The organism is Streptomyces sp. NPDC028907, from assembly GCF_055564995.1.
The window spans coordinates 30,172-45,582 of sequence record NZ_JBVHVE010000012.1; the positions used below are offsets into that span (position 1 = coordinate 30,172).

A 15,411-nucleotide genomic window follows, 5' to 3' on the forward strand; every position below is an offset into this window, starting at 1 on the left:
CCCACACCAGAGGAGAAAACCATGCACATCGAGTTCGACGAGCCCAAGTGCGTCGCCGCGGGACAGTGCGTCGTCGCCGCACCCGAGGTATTCGACCAGCGTGACGAGGACGGGATCGCCATCCTGCTCACCGAGAACCCCGCCGCCGGTCTGCACGAGGGCGTCCGGGAGGCCGCGGCGATCTGTCCGGCGGCAGCCATCCGCCTGAAGGAGTAGCCGCGCGATCGGCACCCCCGAGGCCGGGCCGCCGCCGGCCCGGGCGGCGCTCCCCCACTTCCCCGGGGGAGCGCCGCTTCCCCCATGCGCCATGCCACTTCCCCGAGTTCGCACGCCCCTGTCCCGTACCGCACCCGAGAGGCCCTTCCATGTCCGCAGCACCATCCCGCCCGGCCGCCGAGGAGGCGTCCGCCGCTCCGCGAGCGAACGCCGTCGTGGCGGCCCTGGCCTTCGGCGGGATCGTGGTCTCGCTGATGCAGTCCCTCGTCATCCCCCTGATCCCCGAGCTTCCGGAACTCCTCGGCGCCTCCCCGGCCGACACGGCCTGGGCCATCACCGCCACGCTGCTCGCCGGCGCCGTCGCCACCCCCGTCATGGGACGGCTCGGTGACATGTACGGCAAGCGGCGCATGCTGCTGCTCAGCCTCGCCCTCCTCGTGGCCGGCTCGGTGGTCTGCGGCCTCAGCGACTCGCTCACCCCGATGATCATCGGCAGGGCGCTGCAGGGTCTGTCCGCGGGCGCCGTCTCACTCGGCATCAGCATCATGCGTGACGAACTGCCCGCCGAGCGGCTGCCCGGCGCGACCGCCCTGATGAGCGCGTCCCTCGGCATCGGCGGTGCGCTGGGGCTGCCCGCGGCCGCCCTGATCGCCGATCACTTCGACTGGCACGTGCTCTTCTGGGCCTCCGCGGTCCTCGGCGTCCTGGCCGTGGTCCTTGTCGTGACGATCGTCCCCGAATCCGAGGTGCGCACAGGCGGCCGCTTCGACCTGCTGGGAGCGGCCGGTCTCTCGGCCGGACTGGTCTGTCTGCTGCTGGCCGTGTCCAAGGGAGCCGACTGGGGCTGGGGCAGCACGACCACCCTCGGCCTGTTCGCCGCCGCCTCGATCGTGCTGCTCCTGTGGGGACGTTTCGAACTGCGCGTCGGCGCGCCGCTGGTCGACCTGCGTACCACCGCCCGTCGCCAGGTGCTGTTCACCAACCTCGCGTCCGTCGCCATCGGCTTCTCGATGTTCGCGCTGTCCCTGGTCATGCCGCAGCTGCTGCAACTGCCCGAGCAGACCGGCTACGGCATGGGCCAGGACCTGCTGACCGTCGGTCTGGCCATGGCGCCCATGGGCCTGGTGATGATGGCCACGGCCCCGCTCTCCGCCCGCATCACCAAGGCACGCGGCCCCAAGGTCACCCTGATGACCGGCGCGCTGGTCGTCGCCGCCGGTTACGGGATCGGCATCGTGCTGATGTCCGAGATCTGGCAGCTGGTCGCGGTCGGCTGCATCGTCGGCGCGGGCATGGGGCTGGCGTACGGTGCCATGCCCGCGCTCATCATGGGCGCCGTACCGGTGTCCGAGACCGCCGCCGCCAACAGCCTCAACACCCTGATGCGCTCCCTCGGCACCTCCTTCTCCAGCGCCGTCGTCGGCGTGGTCCTGGCACAGATGACCACTGATTTCGCGGGCCACGCCCTTCCGTCGGAGAACGGCTTCAGGACCGTCCTGGCCCTCGGCGCCGTTGCTGCCCTGCTGTGCTGCGCCCTCGCCGCGTTCCTCCCCCGTCAGCAGCCCGGGGCGGTCGGGCCGCACGCGTCCGCCAAGCCGTCGGAGCCGGCGAAGACAGCCTCGTAGCGCCGGCTCGCGGCGTCACTCCGCAGTGCTGGCGGGCGCCCCCGACGGACTTGTCGCCCTTCTTGATCACCTGGGTGTCGTCCGGCACTGGCGTCGCCTCACGATCCCCCGACTCCCGGACCACATAAGCCTGCACATCGGCCGACAACGCTCCCGTGTCCCATGATGTCCCGCCGAGGAACTTCTGGATCCGGTACGGGACCGAGCCCAACACTTTGCCTCCCGTCTCCTCGACGAGCACGGCCGGGTGACACTCGCGGACACCGCTCTCCGCCCCTGCTCGTGCCTGGGCTCCTTCGTATCGCGGGTCGGCTTGGGTGTGCCGTCGTATCGCGGGTCGGCTTGGGTGTGCCGTCGCGGGTGCGCATGCGGGATTTCGGTCGTGTGGCCGCATTGCCGCTGAGCTCGGTGTACGCGCGCAGGCCTGGGCGATGGCGCGTTGGGAGCTCCCCCTGGGTGACGGCGACGGCGAGGTCGACGGCGCGCAGGGGAAGAGGGTGGTGCGGCGGCAGTATGTGGGGTGCAGTTACGAGGCCTTGGTGAGCTTCTGGAGCTCGGCGGGCAGGGACTTGTCGAGGTCGGCCACGTAGATCTGCATCGTGTCCAGGGCGTCGTAGACCGCGATGGCGATGCCGGGGTTGACAACGGGGATCTTGTACGCGGGCGATTCCGGCTGTGGGACGAGGCCGTCGTTGTTGTCGTCGGGTGTGTCGTTGCAGGCGACGTGGACGGCCTTGCCCACCTTGTTCCCGACCTTGACGTCATGGTGGACGCTGATGCCCGTGTAGACCTTGCCGGCGTATTCCACCTCCGCCGCGCATGCGCTTTCGACCATCGGCGTTTCCGTCCCGGTCTCCGCGGCCGCCTCGTCGATAAGCTTTTGGACCTTGGCGGGCAGCTTCTTGCCGGTGTTGACCACGAAGAACATGTCGTTGACCGCGATGGCGACGTGGGGATCGACACCCTCGATCTCATAGGCGGACGATTCCGGCTGAGGGAGCAGAGCGTCGCTCTTCTGGTCCGTGTCGTCGCACATGACCGAGACGGCCTTGCCCACCTTGTTCCCGATCCTGAAATCGACGTTCTCGACGGCCCTGTAGACGCGGCCGTCGAACTCCACATCGAGCGGCTCCGCGCAGGCGGCGGGGGCCAGAGGTGCCGAGTTCTCCGACTTCGTCTTCGAGACCGCCTTGTCCGACTGGGACTTCGAGCTCGCGTCGTCCGACGCAGTCGGCGAGCATCCGACTGCGAGAGCGGCGAAAGCAGTCGTCACCAGCAGGATCTTCTTCACATTTCGGGCAGGATTGATCGCAGTGGTCATTGTTATGTCTCCTTGATGGACGTTCGGCGGACCGGGAGCCTTTCCCATGCCGAGAGATGCAGGTTGTGGTGCAGGCCACGAGTGGGTGCCGCCGCGCGGCGGCCGGAGGCCTCTGCCGCGCGGCGGTTGTGTCGGATGTGTACTGCCGACGTACGAGGATGAGATGCGGTGGGGCCGCCGCCGCGCCCCGCGAGCCGGGCCGCGCCTACCGAGGTTCGCTCACTTCTCGAAGGCTTGGCGGAACAGGTTCCTGTCCTGGTCCGTGGCCCGGATGGTGCCGCCGCATACCGGGACGACGCCGTTCTCGGCGGTCACGAGGTAGTGCTGACCGACCTCGAACGCCGGTCCCTCCGGCCAGTCCTCGTCGTTGCCGAGGCGGGCCGTGGTGGTGTCGCCGCCGCGGTACCAGTGGTCGATACGGAACTCGACCCGGTCGCCCTCTTCGGAGATCACCGTGCCCTCGAAGGCGGTCGAACTGCCGCGCAGGGTGTCGATGGTGGGCTCCGTACACGCGGCTGAGGGTGTCCCGCTGTCGACGCGCTTGACGGTCAGTGCCAGCGGGCCTGCCGAGGGCGGCTGGCCTTGGTTCGTCGCGATTCCCCAGGTGATGCCGCCTCCCCCGAGCAGTGCGGCGGCCGCTGCCAGCCCGAGGAGGCTACGGCGGCCTGCGCCCGGGGTGCGCTTCGGCGACAGAGGTGTGACGGTGGCGGCGCCGGGCGCCGACTGGGTCGTACTGTCATGGGTGATCGCGGCCTCCACAAGACGGCTGATGTCCGGCAGCGGAGCGTTCGAGGTCAGTGCCGGGTCCACGGTCCTCAGGTGGGCCCGCAGCTCGTCGTCGTTCACCGACTGCTCCTTCCTTCACTCGTCTCATGTCCGGCCGGTGCGCTGTTCTTTCGCTCCCCGAGGAGTCCGGCGAGTTTCTTCTTCGCCCGGTGCAGCCGGATGCTCACGGCGTTGGAGGTCATGCCGGTCACCTCCGCGATCTGGCGCGGCTCCAATTCCTCCCACGCCCACAGGAGCACCACCTCACGGTCCAGCGCGCCGAGCTTGTCGAGTGCGGCGTGCAGGTCGGTGTGGTCGGCCGGTGCGGTCGGGAGGGTCTCGCGCGTCCGGGCCAGCCGCTCCACCAGCCGAAGCCGGCGTCTTTCCGCCCGGCGGGCGTTGGCCAGACAGCCGCGGGCCACCCCGTAGCACCAGGGCAGAACGTCATCGGGATCGACCGCGGGGCCTGCTTTGAGCCCCGGCACCTCGTCGATGCGACGCCAGAGCACAAGCAGCGTCTCCGAGAGGACGTCCTCGACCACGTCGGCATCCGCCCGCCGCACCAGATAGCGGTGCAGCGGCTCCACCGCCACGTGCGCCAGCGCCTCGAAGCGGGCCTCTGCGGCCCGGGGCGCTCTCTCCGTCATGGATTCCACACCCTGCTCTGTCCGGCACCGGCCGCATCCTTTCAGAACGAGCAACCCGAACCATCGGCGGGGAAGCAGCCCTGGGCGCGGGTCGTCACGCGGACGCCCGTGTACAGAGCCGGCACCTGCGTGTGTCGGCTCCGTAGCGAATTCTGCGCTGGAGGTTCGCGTCCAGCCATCCGGTGGGCTTGTCATCGGGCTCCAAGCCGACGGAGACCGGCTGGATGTCCCGGTCGGTTCGCGGTTCCCGCGGACCTGCCAAGCGCCGCGTTTCTGCTCGGGCTCCGAGACCGCCGACGCCAACAGCCTCAACACCCTGATGCGCTCCCTCGGCACCTCCTTCTCCAGCGCCGTCATCGCCGTGGTCCTGGCACAGATGACCACCGACTTCGCGGGCCACACCCTGCCGTCGGAGAACGGCTTCAAAACCGTCCTGGCCATCGGCGCCGGCGCCGCCGCGCTGTGCTGTGCGCTCGCCGCCTTGTTGCCCGGCAGGAAGCCCGACGCTACCCGGCGAACGCGTCGGTCAAGCCGTCCGACACGGCGAAGACCTTCTTGTAGCAGTACTCAAGTAGCAATCGCCGCACCCCGATTCACTTCCCGGGTACCGGGGGCGCCGGGAAAACCACTCCTACATTTGGGCTCACCCCAGAACTGACAGCAAAGGAAATACCAATGGGCAGGGTTGTACAGCCGTTGCGCAGATCCATACTCACCGGAGGACTCATGGCCACAGTGGCCGCGCTTTCTGGCTGCTCGTCGGATACGGACAGCACAACAACGGAGAACGCGGCGAAGGCCTCCTCGCCGTCACCAAGTGCCCACGGCGGGTCTTCGGACGCTCGGCCGGACTCGCCGTGGGCGGCCTTCGCCCGGCTGATGGAGGGCAACAAGCGCTGGGTGGACGGGAAGCTGACGCACCCCGACCGGGACCCCAGCCGGCGCCAGTTCGTCGCCGAGGAGCAGGATCCCTACGGCGTGATCCTGTCCTGCATCGACTCCCGGGTGCCGCCGGAGCTGCTGTTCGACACCGGGCTCGGCGACCTGTTCGTGATGCGTACCGGCGGGCAGGTGGTGGGACCGGTGGTCACCGGCTCCGTCGAGTACGGACCCATGACGTCGGGGACGCCGCTGATCGTCGTACTCGGGCACCAGCGCTGCGGTGCCGTCAAGGCCGCGTACAAGGCGCTGAAGGACAACAAGCCGCTGCCCGGCAACCTGCAGGCCATCGCCGAGGCGCTGCGGCCCGCCTACGAGGAGACGGCGAAGGCCAAGCACGCCGATCCGGTCGACGCCATGATCCGCATCCATACCAAGCAGACCTCCGCCGCCCTGCGGTCCAACGCCGACCTCGCCCCGCTCGTGAAGAAGGGCGACCTGGCTGTCGTCAGCGCCTACTACTCTCTCGACACCGGCCGGGTGGAAGTCCTGACCGGTGCGCCTTCTGCCTGACGGCACGGACCACCCGCGTATTTCGTCCCTGAAAGGAATTCCATGCCCCGCACGAACCGCATCCTCGTCATCGTCACCAGCACCGGCGAGTACGAAAAGGTCGGATACCGCACCGGTCTCTGGCTGGGTGAACTCACACACTTCTACGACGTCGCCGAGCAGGCCGGATTTGACGTCACCATCGCCAGCATCCAGGGCGGGGCCGTGCCACTCGACCCGGAGAGCCTCGCCCACACCGTTCTCGGCGACCTCGGCACCGACAAGCGGTACACCGACCGCCAGTTCATGGACAGGCTCAAGGACACCGTGGCCGTGCCCCAGGTGGACGTCGACGACTACGACGCCATCTACCTCACCGGCGGACACGGCGTGATGTTCGACTTCCCTCAGAGCCAGGCGCTGGAGACGCTCATCGCACGGTTCTACGAGACCGGCCGGATCGTCTCGGCCGTCTGCCACGGGCCATGCGGTCTGCTCGACGTCACACTGAGCAGCGGTGAGCCCCTGGTGAAGGGCAGGAACGTCACCGGCTTCTCCTGGCGGGAGGAGGAACTCGCCCAGCGGGCGGGCGCCGTCCCCTACAGCCTGGAGGACCGGCTCAAGGAACTCGGAGCCCTCTACAGCACCGCGGACAAGCCCTTCGACGTCCACGTCGTCGAGGACGGCCATCTCATCACCGGCCAGAATCCCGGCAGCGCCAGGGCCGTCGCCGAGGCAGTGGTCCGACACCTGGCCTGAGAGGTCGTCCCTCATGCGACGGGGACTGCCGACCACGTGGCTGCGCGGACGCCCCCTCCCTCACTCGGCAAGGAGCCGCCGCAGCCAGTTCAACCGCGCGGCCACAGCCGTACGGGCGAGGGCGGCCTGCGGGGCGAAGCCCTCGAAACCGTGGAATCCGCCCGGCCACACATGCAGTTCGGCCACCTCGCCGGCCTGCCAGACGCGGGAGGCGTACGAGACGACCTCGTCCCGGAAGGTCTCCGCCGAGCCGACGTCGAGATAGGCAGGGGGCAGCCCGGACAGGTCCTCGGCACGGGCCGGCGCCGCATAGGGGGACACGTCCGGGCCACCACGCCCGCCGCCCAGCAGCGCTGTCCAGCCCGACTCGTTGGCCGTACGGTCCCAGATGCCCAGACCCTGCATCTGACGGGCGGACGGTGTGTCGTTGCGATCGTCCAGCATCGGCCCCATGAGCAACTGCCCGACAGGCTGCGGCCCCTTGCGATCCCTGAGCAGCAGCGCGAGCCCGGCGGCGAGGCCACCGCCCGCGCTGGCTCCCGCTACGACGATCCGCTCGGGGTCACCGCCAATCTCCCGCGCGTGATCGGCCGTCCACGACAGGCCGGCGTACACGTCCTCGATGGGCGCGGGGTGCGGGTGTTCCGGTGCGAGCCGGTACTCGACGGACACCACCACCGCGTCCAACTCCCGTGCCCAGCCCACGATCATGTCCACACCGGACCGGTTGTTACCGATCACCATGCCGCCGCCGTGGACGTGATAGATCACGGGCCGCGGGCCGCCGGACGCCACAGGGCGGCAGATCAGGAGCGACACGCCGGGGGCACCCTCAGGCCCCGGTACGACCCGGTCCTCGACCTCGAAGAAGCCCTGGTGACTCAGCTGTTCGTCGCCGGAGACCGCGGCATCCAGCATCTGGCGCGCGGCAGCGATCCCCTCCGCGGTGAGATCCGGCAAGGTGCTGCCCTCTGCTGCCATCGCCTGCAGAACAGCGTCGAGCTCGGTGTCGAAGGGGGGCGGTGTCGGTTGCACGGGGTCTCTCCTCACATGGTCGCTCACGGTCAGCCGCGGCGGAACGGTGTCGTCGACGAGGTGGTGGACGTACGCCTCATCGGCGTGCGAAGACCTGGACCAGCTTGCCCCGCACCCGGCGGCCCGACAGTTCGGTCAGCGCAGCGGGCACGTCTTCCAGGGCGATGGTCCGGGTCACCATCGGGTCCAGCCGTCCATCGGCTGCCATGGAGAGCAGCTCGGTGAGCATCGTCGACAGCTGCCTGCGCGCTCGTTCGTCTCCGACCGTGTACGCGGCGCCGAGCGCGATCTCGTGGAGGGAGGGTGCCATGGAGAACGGCGGCACAACGCCGAGGTCGGGCCGCCCCGCGATCGCGGCGAGGCGGCCACCGTGAACCAGAAGACCCAGGTTGGTGGTGGCCGAGTCCGGGCCCACGGTGTCGACCACGGCGTCCACACCCCGGCCCTCGGTCAACTCCCGTACACGGGAAGCCACATGTTCTGTGCGGTAGTCGACGACGGCTTCCGCGCCGAGACCCTTCACATACGCGGCGTTGTCCGCGGACGCGGTGGCCAGCACCCGTGCTCCGGCCATTGCGGCCAGTTGGACTGCGAAGCCGCCGACTCCCCCGGCACCGCCGGTGACGAGAACGGTGTCCTCCGCGGTGACGTGCAGACGGCGCACCACCGCCTGATAGGCCGTCATGCCTGCCGAGGGCAGAGCGGCCGCGGCGGCCGGATCGAGGCCCGCCGGAACCGGCGCCAGGGCCTGGGCGTCCGCCAGGGTGTACTCAGCGAAGCCGCCGCGTTCGCGGATGTCCGCGTGGTACGCCACGCGCTGCCGCGTACGGACGTTCGTCACGCCTGCGCCGAGCTCGTCCACGGTGCCCACGACGTCCAGTCCCAGAACGGCGGGCCAGGTCCACTCGGGGATGCCGTAGGCGGCACGCTGGTAGTCCGACGGGTTCAGTCCGCAGGCCTCGACTCTGATCCGAACCTGCCCCGGCCCGGGCTCGGGGACCGGCAGGTCCGCCAGCCGTAGGGTGTCGCAGGGGCCGGGCTGGTCGAGAACCAGGGCGCGCATGAAGGGGTTTGCTCCTGATGTGTCGTCATAGATGGCCGGGGACAGGCACGAGCATCTCGGCGGAAACGGTGATCCGCTCGGCGTAGGCGCCGTGATGGGTCAGAGGCCGGCGGGCGGCGGGCGGCCCACGAGTCAGTCGGAGACCACATCACGCAGGCGGGCGCAGGTGGTGCGGTAGACCTCGACCAGATCGGCGTCGCCCTCCGGGGCCCGGTGTGAAGCCCACTCGTCGAACGCGACGCGCAGTGTGACGCTCACGGTCTCGAGCATCATCCGGACCCGGAGGTCCACGCTCTCAGTGCCGGTGGCGTCCGCCAGAAGACGGAGGAACCGTTGACACTGTTCGGCCTCCCACCCCAGTGCCGCGCTGCGCAGGACCGTGTCCCGCATGAGCAGGCCGCGGACCCGCCGCATGCGGCCCAGCACGTCGGCCCCATCGGCGCTCAGATCACCCAGGGCTGCGGCAATGACCTCTTCGATGTCGCGAAGCTTCAAGGGTCTGGCCTCGGCATCGCCCAGGCGCGCGACGAAAGCGGACTCGAAGGCGCGGTGCGACCCCAGCGCCGTGTCCTCCTTCGTCGCGAAGTACCGGAAGAACGTGCTCTGCGAGACGCCGGCCGCCCGCGCGATCTCGAGCACGGTCGTGTGCTCGCAACCCTGTCTCTCGAACAGGTCGAGCGCGGCGTCCTCGATCTCGGCCTGGGTTGCCAGGCGACGGCGTTCCCGTAGATCCGACTTAGCAGTCACAGCCATGACGGTAGCAGGTGCTCAATTGATAGAAGCAACAGAGATGGGAGTCACTGTCATGATGGCGACGGATGACGGCCATACCGCACGACGGGTCAGATCGGGAAGTCGCGAGGTTCCCCGCGCCGAAGCGGCCCCAGCCGCTCTCCTTCACCCCGGCGTAGGGCATGCTCGGCTCGTCGTTGACCGGTTGGTCGTCGACATCCACGAAATCCCCAGGAGGAACTCGCCCAGCGGGCGCACGCCGTCCTCTACAGCCTGGAGGACCGGCTCAAGGAACTCGGAGCCTCCTACAGCACTGCGGACAAGCCCTTCGACGTCCACCTCGTCGAGGACGGCCGCCTCATCACCGGACAGAACCCCAGCAGCGCCAGGGCCGTCGCAGAGGCAGTGGTCCAGAACCTGGAGTGAGAATCCTCCGTCACGCAACTCCGGCCGTCCCGAACTCCGGACGTGTCCTGTCCGCTCTCAGCCGGAGCTCGCGGGGGTGCCGGAGGGAAGACCGCCGGACTCTATGTGGTCCCGCAACCACTGTTCCGTGCTGCTGACGTGCAGCAGTGCGGCCGCCTGGCTGAGTGAGGCGTCGCGGCCGGCCAGCGCCTCGAAGATCGCCTCGTGTTCCGTCACGGTCCTGGCGGCGACCCGGGCGTCGGCCTGGCCTCGCCAGATCCGGGCGCGAAGCGTGCGGCCGGAGACGCCTTCGAGGATTGCCAGCAGGGACTCGTTCCCCGTGGCCGCGACAACGGCGCGATGGAACGCCGCGTCGTGCGCGTTGAGCACTTCGACGTCGTCGCGGGCCTCCCGCATGGCGTCGAGGTGGTGCTTAACCTCGGCCAGTTGCTCATCGGTGATGCGGGTGGCGGCGAGCCCGGTGGCGACCGGTTCGAGCAGCCTCCGCACCTCCATCAGGTCCAACAGCGCGCCTGCGTCGGCCTGAAGCAGTTCCACGGCACCGCCCAGGCCCTCCAGCAGTACGCTCGCCTGCAGGCTGCTGACATACGTGCCGTCGCCCCGCTTGATCTCCAGCACGCGGGCGACCGCCAGGGCCTTGACCGCCTCGCGCGCCAGGTTGCGGGACAGTCCCAGCTGAGCCGCCAGCTCCGATTCCGGAGGCAGCTTCGAACCGGGAGGCAGGGCGCCGGTCCGGATCAGCTCACGAATCTCCTCGATGGCCTTGTCCGTCAGTGACACCGTGCCCCCTCTCCGTGCGGGTGCGTCTCCGGCACGTCCGGTCTGATGAGACCCCGGGCACGCAGATCGGCCCAGAGGCCATCGGGGACGGGTCGGCTGTGGAGTCCGGCGTTCCGCGTGACCTGGTTCCCGTCGCGCATGCCAAGAGTGACGTTGATGATACTGGGGTGCGTGAAGGGGAACGCGATCGCCGCCGCGGGCAGGGTCGTCCCGTGCTCCTCGCACACGGCCGCGATGGCCCGCGCCCGCGCGACGAGGTCGACCGGGGCAGCCCGGTAGTCGTATTTCATGCCCTCCGCCGGCCGGTCGAGGGAGAGCAGGCCCGAGTTGAACACGCCGACCGCCACGACGCTCTTGCCGTGCTCCGCCGCCGCCGGCAGGACGTCGTCCAGTGATGACTGGTCGAGAAGGCTGTACCTCCCAGCCAGCATGACCACGTCGGCGGCGGTCTCGCGCAGGAACCGGGCCAGCATGGCCGACTGGTTCATGCCGGCCCCGATGGCCCCGATGACGCCCTGGTCACGCAGGTCCGCCAGGGCGGGCATGGCCTCCTCGGCCGCCCGCTTCCAGTGGTCGTCGGGATCGTGCAGGTACACGACGTCCAGCCGGTCAAGACCCGTGCGCTCGAGAGTGGCCTCGATGGACCGGAGTACTCCGTCCCGGCTGAAGTCCCACTCCCGCCGCAGATCGTCCCGTACGGCGAAGCCTTCGCTGTCGACGCCCCGCGGCCTGTCGTTGGGGACGAGCAGACGCCCCACCTTCGAGGAGATGACGTAGGCGTCGCGCGGACGGTCCCGCAGAACCGCCCCCAGCCGGCGCTCCGAGAGGCCGAGCCCGTAGTGGGGGGCGGTGTCGAAGTACCGGATGCCCGCGTCCCAGGCGGTCTCGACGGCGGCTCTCGCATCATGGGCCGGGGTGACCCGGTAGAGGTTGCCGATGACGGCGGCCCCGAAGCCGAGCTCGGTGAGTTCGACGGGCGTGTTGGTGATCTTCCTGCGGTGCAAGGTGCCCTCCTCGGGACGTTGGTGGAGTGTTGCCGGTCAGCGCCGGACGTGGGCCGAGCCGCCGCCCACCAGCGCGTCGACCTCGGCGAGGGACGCCATGGAGACGTCGCCGGGGGTAGTCATGGTGAGCGCGCCATGGGCGGTGCCGTACGCGAGGGCACGCTCCAGGCCGGTCCCGGTGTGCAGGCCGTAGATCAGGCCGGCGGCGAACCCGTCACCCGATCCGATGCGGTCCAGCACGTGCAGGCCGGGCATCTCGGGGCCGGCGACGAACCCTGTCTGCGCCGACCAGGCCGCCGAGGTCCAGTCGTTGACGCCGGCCGAGGGCACGCCCCGCAGAGTCGTCGCCAGCACCCTCGCCTCGGGCACCCGGTCCGCAACCTCGAGCAACGCCTTTGGCACCTCGTCGGCACCGAGGCGTACCGCTCCGGGATGTTCGCCGGCCAAGCCCAGGGCGCCGACCACGACGTCGGCATGCCGCGCCAGCCGGAGGTCGACCTCGCGTGCCCGCTCCGGCCCGCCCCGGCCGGCCCAGAGGCTCGGGCGGTAGTTGGGGTCGTAGGAGACAGTCACGCCGTGCCGGCGGGCGGCGGTCATCGCCTCCTCGGCGACCTCGACCGTGGCGTCCGACAACCCCGCGAAGATGCCGCCGGTGTGGAACCAGCGGGCGCCCGTGGACAAGACGGAGTCCCAGTCGATGTCGCCCGGCCGCAGCTGGGACACCGCGGTGTTCGCGCGGTCGCTGACCCCGAGGGCTCCTCGAATGCCGAAGCCGCGTTCCACAAAGTTGAGGCCGTTGCGAGCGCTGCGCCCGATGCCGTCGGCGGTCACCCAACGGATGAGCGAGGTGTCGACTCCGCCCTGCAGGATGAGGTCCTCGGTGAGGCGACCCACCTCGTTGTCCACGAGAGCCGTGACGACGGCCGTGCGCAGACCGAAGCAGCGGCGCAGTCCGCGGACGACGTTGTACTCGCCGCCGCCCTCCCAGACCTGGAAGGTACGGGCGGAGCGGATCCGGCCCTCGCCCGGGTCGAAGCGCAGCATCACCTCGCCGAGGGCGACCACCTCCGGTCCCCGCCCGGTCATGCCGCGCTCCTCTCCACGGCCTCGGCCGTCAGTCTCCGGATCTCCGCGTAGTCCCCACGCTCCAGGTGACCGGCGGCGGCCATCCAGCTGCCGCCGACCGCGAGGACAGCCGGATGCGAGAGGTATATGGGCAGGTGCGCGGGCCCGACACCACCCGTCGGCACGAACCGGGCCTGGGGGAACGGCGCCACGAGAGCCTGGATGAACCGGGCGCCTCCCAGGTGTTCGGCCGGAAACAGCTTCACCGTGGTGAGTCCGGCGCGCAGCGCCCGCGTCAGTTCCGTGGCGGTGGCGACGCCCGGCACGACCGGAACACCCAGCTTCCGGCACGTGTGCACGACGTCCGCGTCGAAGCCGGGCGACAGCACGAAGCGCGCACCGGCCGCGACCGCCCGCTCCGCCTGCTCGGGGGTGAGGACCGTGCCCGCGCCGACGGTGAGGCCACCGTGGTCGGCTATCGCCCGCAGCGCCTTTTCGGCGTCCGGGGTGCGGAAGGTGACCTCGGCGCACCGGGCGCCGCCGGCGGCGAGTGCCTCGGCCAGTGGAGCCGCCGTGGCGACGTCCGGCACCGTCAGCACGGGCAGGATCCGGGTCCCGGAGAGAGCGGCGGTCAGGTCGGCGGTCGGGGTGGGGGTCAGATCGGTGCTCATCTGCCGAGCCATCCGCCGTCGACGGGCAGGACGGTGCCGTGGATGTAGGCGGCGGCGTCCGAGGCGAGGAAGACGGTGGCGCCCGCCAGGTCGTCCGCGTCGCCCCAGCGTCCGGCCGGGATGCGGTCCAGGATCGCCTTGCTGCGTACCGGATCCTCCCGCAGGGCCTGGGTGTTGTCGGTGGCGATGTAGCCGGGCGCGATGGCGTTGACGTTGACGCCGTGCGGGGCCCACTCGTTGGCCAGCGCCTTGGTCAGACCGGCGATGCCGTGCTTGGCAGCGGTGTAGCCGGGCACGGTGATCCCGCCCTGGAAGCTGAGCAGCGACGCCGTGAAGACGACCTTGCCCCGGCCGCGGGCAACCATCGCCGCGCCGACCGCCCGGGTCAGCGCGAACTGTGCGCTGAGGTTGACCTGGAGCACCAACTCCCAGTCGGTATCGGGGTGTTCTGCTGCGGGGGCGCGGCGGATGGTACCCGCGTTGTTGACCAGGATGTCCACCGGCCGAGTGCGGCCGGCAAGGTCCGCGCCCAGGGCTCGTACGGCCTCCCGGTCGGCGAAGTCGGTGCGGATCGCCTCGAAGGTGCGGCCCGTGGAGGTGACGTCCTTCTCGACGTCGCTTCCCGACTCCTCCAGCGAGGCGCTGACGCCTATGACGTCCGCGCCGGCCTCGGCGAGCGCGCGGGCCATCGCCCGGCCGATGCCGCGCCGGGCTCCGGTGACGACTGCGAGCCTGCCGGTGAGGTCGAAGGCAGTCATACGGCGGCCTCCTCGGCCTCGTCGGTGCAGTCCACCAGGATCTTCATCACGTCGCCTCCGGACTCCAGGGCCTCGAACGCCGAGGGAGCCTCGGCGAGTGGCACCACCTTGCTGATGAGCTGCTCGGCGGGGATCGTGCCGTCCGCGACCAGCGTCACGGCTCGCTCGAAATCGGACCGGTCGTACAACCGGGCGCCGACCAGCGTGAGTTCACGCCAGAAGAAGCGGTGCAGGTTCACCTCGCGGTGCTGGGGATGAATGGCGACCAGGCACAACCGGCCCCGGACGCCGAGGACTTCCACCGCCGTGTCCATCCCGGCGGCGGCCCCGGACACTTCGAAGGCGACGTCGGCCCCCGCGTCACCGGTCCACTCCCGCACCAGTTCGGGCACGTTCTGCTCGGCGGGGTCCCAGGTCGCCAGGCCCAGCTTCCCGGCCAGCAGGCGGCGATGGGCGCTGAGCTCCACGACCCGGACCTCCGCCCCGACGGTGCGGGCGACCAGCGCGATGAGGAGACCCACCGGTCCGCCGCCGACCACGACGACCCGTTCTCCGCCGCGCACTTCGGCCCGGCCCACGTCGTGCACGGCGACCGCCGTCGGCTCGACCAGTGCGGCCCGGTCCAGGGGTACGGAGTCCGGCAGCCGCAGGAGGGTTGCGGCGGGTACCGTCCAGCGCTGTTGCATCGCGCCGGGCGAGTCGATGCCGATGAAGTCGAGGTGCTGGCAGATGTGCCGGTGGCCGGCCCGGCAGGCGGGACACGTGCCGTCCCAGCGCAGCGGCATCACGGTCACCGCGTCGCCGGGCTGCCAGCCCTCCGTGTCCGGGCCGACGCGTACGACGCGGCCGGACATCTCGTGTCCGAGGACGGCGGGCGCGTGGACCCGCGCATCCATGTCGCCGTGGAAGATGTGCAGGTCGGTGCCGCATATGCCGACGTAGGCGGGGGCCACTTCGACCTCTCCGGGGCCGGGCGGCAAACTCTTCACGGGGGCCGTGTCCAGGGTGCGGGCCGCGATATAGCGGACGGCGCGTGTCATCGTCTTGGGGGTCCTTTCGGCGCGGGTGCCGGTGAGTGAGGGGGCGGCTGTGAGCGGACGCTTCCGGTTCGTT

Annotated in this window: 16 protein-coding genes and 2 pseudogenes; 5 read left to right on the forward strand and 13 right to left on the reverse strand. The window is 70.2% G+C overall.

Features of this window, described 5'->3' with window-relative positions; all coding sequences use genetic code 11:
• Positions 1–21 precede the first annotated feature (21 nt).
• Complete coding sequence (locus ACZ4UU_RS31760; protein ID WP_471906843.1) at positions 22–216, forward strand: ferredoxin; 195 nt, start codon at positions 22–24, stop codon at positions 214–216.
• Between the two features lie 149 nt (positions 217–365).
• On the forward strand, positions 366–1,841 hold the full coding sequence (locus ACZ4UU_RS31765; protein ID WP_471906844.1) for an MFS transporter: 1,476 nt from the start codon (positions 366–368) through the stop codon (positions 1,839–1,841).
• Positions 1,842–1,854: 13 nt separating this feature from the next.
• On the opposite strand, the pseudogene ACZ4UU_RS31770 reads toward ACZ4UU_RS31765, so the two are convergent.
• The 4 genes and pseudogenes from ACZ4UU_RS31770 to ACZ4UU_RS31785 all read right to left on the reverse strand — a co-directional run.
• Positions 1,855–2,235 (reverse strand): annotated as a pseudogene (locus tag ACZ4UU_RS31770) (hypothetical protein); the annotation flags it as partial.
• Positions 2,236–2,367: 132 nt separating this feature from the next.
• On the reverse strand, positions 2,368–3,162 hold the full coding sequence (locus ACZ4UU_RS31775) for a DUF6281 family protein (RefSeq protein ID WP_471906845.1): 795 nt from the start codon (positions 3,160–3,162) through the stop codon (positions 2,368–2,370).
• Positions 3,163–3,381: 219 nt separating this feature from the next.
• Entirely contained in the window at positions 3,382–4,008 is a 627-nt protein-coding gene (locus ACZ4UU_RS31780) for a hypothetical protein (protein WP_471906846.1), read from the reverse strand.
• Positions 4,005–4,574 carry an RNA polymerase sigma factor gene (locus tag ACZ4UU_RS31785; protein WP_471906847.1) on the reverse strand — a complete coding sequence of 190 codons (570 nt, stop codon included), beginning with the start codon at positions 4,572–4,574 and terminating at the stop codon, positions 4,005–4,007. The genes ACZ4UU_RS31780 and ACZ4UU_RS31785 overlap by 4 nt, the downstream gene beginning before the upstream one ends.
• A gap of 283 nt (positions 4,575–4,857) precedes the next feature.
• Here ACZ4UU_RS31785 and ACZ4UU_RS31790 point away from each other — a divergent pair.
• From ACZ4UU_RS31790 to ACZ4UU_RS31800, 3 genes and pseudogenes are all read left to right on the forward strand, one after another.
• Positions 4,858–5,085: pseudogene (locus ACZ4UU_RS31790) on the forward strand (MFS transporter); the annotation flags it as partial.
• 215 nt (positions 5,086–5,300) lie between these two features.
• Complete coding sequence (locus tag ACZ4UU_RS31795; RefSeq protein ID WP_471906848.1) at positions 5,301–6,026, forward strand: carbonic anhydrase; 726 nt, start codon at positions 5,301–5,303, stop codon at positions 6,024–6,026.
• A gap of 42 nt (positions 6,027–6,068) precedes the next feature.
• Positions 6,069–6,764, forward strand: a complete 696-nt coding sequence (locus ACZ4UU_RS31800) for a type 1 glutamine amidotransferase domain-containing protein (protein ID WP_471906849.1) — start codon at positions 6,069–6,071, stop codon at positions 6,762–6,764.
• Between the two features lie 60 nt (positions 6,765–6,824).
• Here ACZ4UU_RS31800 and ACZ4UU_RS31805 read toward each other — a convergent pair whose 3' ends face one another.
• The 9 genes from ACZ4UU_RS31805 to ACZ4UU_RS31845 all read right to left on the reverse strand — a co-directional run bounded on the left by ACZ4UU_RS31805 (position 6,825) and on the right by ACZ4UU_RS31845 (position 15,338).
• Positions 6,825–7,799, reverse strand: coding sequence for an alpha/beta hydrolase (locus tag ACZ4UU_RS31805; protein ID WP_471906850.1), 975 nt, complete (start codon positions 7,797–7,799; stop codon positions 6,825–6,827).
• A 76-nt stretch (positions 7,800–7,875) separates the two neighbouring features.
• A complete protein-coding gene (locus ACZ4UU_RS31810; protein WP_471906851.1) occupies positions 7,876–8,862 on the reverse strand; it encodes a zinc-binding dehydrogenase in 987 nt (328 codons plus the stop codon).
• 132 nt (positions 8,863–8,994) lie between these two features.
• Entirely contained in the window at positions 8,995–9,609 is a 615-nt protein-coding gene (locus tag ACZ4UU_RS31815) for a TetR family transcriptional regulator (RefSeq protein WP_471906852.1), read from the reverse strand.
• 468 nt (positions 9,610–10,077) lie between these two features.
• Positions 10,078–10,800 carry a FadR/GntR family transcriptional regulator gene (locus ACZ4UU_RS31820; protein WP_048580978.1) on the reverse strand — a complete coding sequence of 241 codons (723 nt, stop codon included), beginning with the start codon at positions 10,798–10,800 and terminating at the stop codon, positions 10,078–10,080.
• Positions 10,791–11,804, reverse strand: a complete 1,014-nt coding sequence (locus ACZ4UU_RS31825) for an aldo/keto reductase (RefSeq protein WP_471906853.1) — start codon at positions 11,802–11,804, stop codon at positions 10,791–10,793. Before ACZ4UU_RS31825 ends, ACZ4UU_RS31820 begins: the two co-directional genes overlap by 10 nt.
• Before the next feature lie 36 nt (positions 11,805–11,840).
• Positions 11,841–12,890, reverse strand: a complete 1,050-nt coding sequence (locus ACZ4UU_RS31830) for a PfkB family carbohydrate kinase (protein WP_471906854.1) — start codon at positions 12,888–12,890, stop codon at positions 11,841–11,843.
• Positions 12,887–13,540, reverse strand: a complete 654-nt coding sequence (locus ACZ4UU_RS31835; protein ID WP_471906855.1) for a bifunctional 4-hydroxy-2-oxoglutarate aldolase/2-dehydro-3-deoxy-phosphogluconate aldolase — start codon at positions 13,538–13,540, stop codon at positions 12,887–12,889. The genes ACZ4UU_RS31830 and ACZ4UU_RS31835 overlap by 4 nt, the downstream gene beginning before the upstream one ends.
• A complete protein-coding gene (locus tag ACZ4UU_RS31840) occupies positions 13,537–14,298 on the reverse strand; it encodes an SDR family oxidoreductase (protein WP_048580982.1) in 762 nt (253 codons plus the stop codon). Before ACZ4UU_RS31840 ends, ACZ4UU_RS31835 begins: the two co-directional genes overlap by 4 nt.
• Positions 14,295–15,338, reverse strand: a complete 1,044-nt coding sequence (locus ACZ4UU_RS31845; protein ID WP_053201127.1) for a (R,R)-butanediol dehydrogenase — start codon at positions 15,336–15,338, stop codon at positions 14,295–14,297. Before ACZ4UU_RS31845 ends, ACZ4UU_RS31840 begins: the two co-directional genes overlap by 4 nt.
• Between the last annotated feature and the right edge of the window lie 73 nt (positions 15,339–15,411).

Bases quoted from the DNA above. Each gene is read 5' to 3' on its own strand.
- ACZ4UU_RS31760 (WP_471906843.1), top strand. From the start codon at position 22: ATGCACATCGAGTTCGACGAGCCCAAGTGCGTCGCCGCGGGACAGTGC.
- ACZ4UU_RS31765 (WP_471906844.1), top strand. From the start codon at position 366: ATGTCCGCAGCACCATCCCGCCCGGCCGCCGAGGAGGCGTCCGCCGCT.
- ACZ4UU_RS31775 (WP_471906845.1), bottom strand. From the start codon at position 3,162: ATGACCACTGCGATCAATCCTGCCCGAAATGTGAAGAAGATCCTGCTG.
- ACZ4UU_RS31785 (WP_471906847.1), bottom strand. From the start codon at position 4,574: ATGACGGAGAGAGCGCCCCGGGCCGCAGAGGCCCGCTTCGAGGCGCTG.
- ACZ4UU_RS31795 (WP_471906848.1), top strand. From the start codon at position 5,301: ATGGCCACAGTGGCCGCGCTTTCTGGCTGCTCGTCGGATACGGACAGC.
- ACZ4UU_RS31800 (WP_471906849.1), top strand. From the start codon at position 6,069: ATGCCCCGCACGAACCGCATCCTCGTCATCGTCACCAGCACCGGCGAG.
- ACZ4UU_RS31810 (WP_471906851.1), bottom strand. From the start codon at position 8,862: ATGCGCGCCCTGGTTCTCGACCAGCCCGGCCCCTGCGACACCCTACGG.
- ACZ4UU_RS31830 (WP_471906854.1), bottom strand. From the start codon at position 12,890: ATGACCGGGCGGGGACCGGAGGTGGTCGCCCTCGGCGAGGTGATGCTG.
- ACZ4UU_RS31835 (WP_471906855.1), bottom strand. From the start codon at position 13,540: ATGAGCACCGATCTGACCCCCACCCCGACCGCCGACCTGACCGCCGCT.
- ACZ4UU_RS31840 (WP_048580982.1), bottom strand. From the start codon at position 14,298: ATGACTGCCTTCGACCTCACCGGCAGGCTCGCAGTCGTCACCGGAGCC.
- ACZ4UU_RS31845 (WP_053201127.1), bottom strand. From the start codon at position 15,338: ATGACACGCGCCGTCCGCTATATCGCGGCCCGCACCCTGGACACGGCC.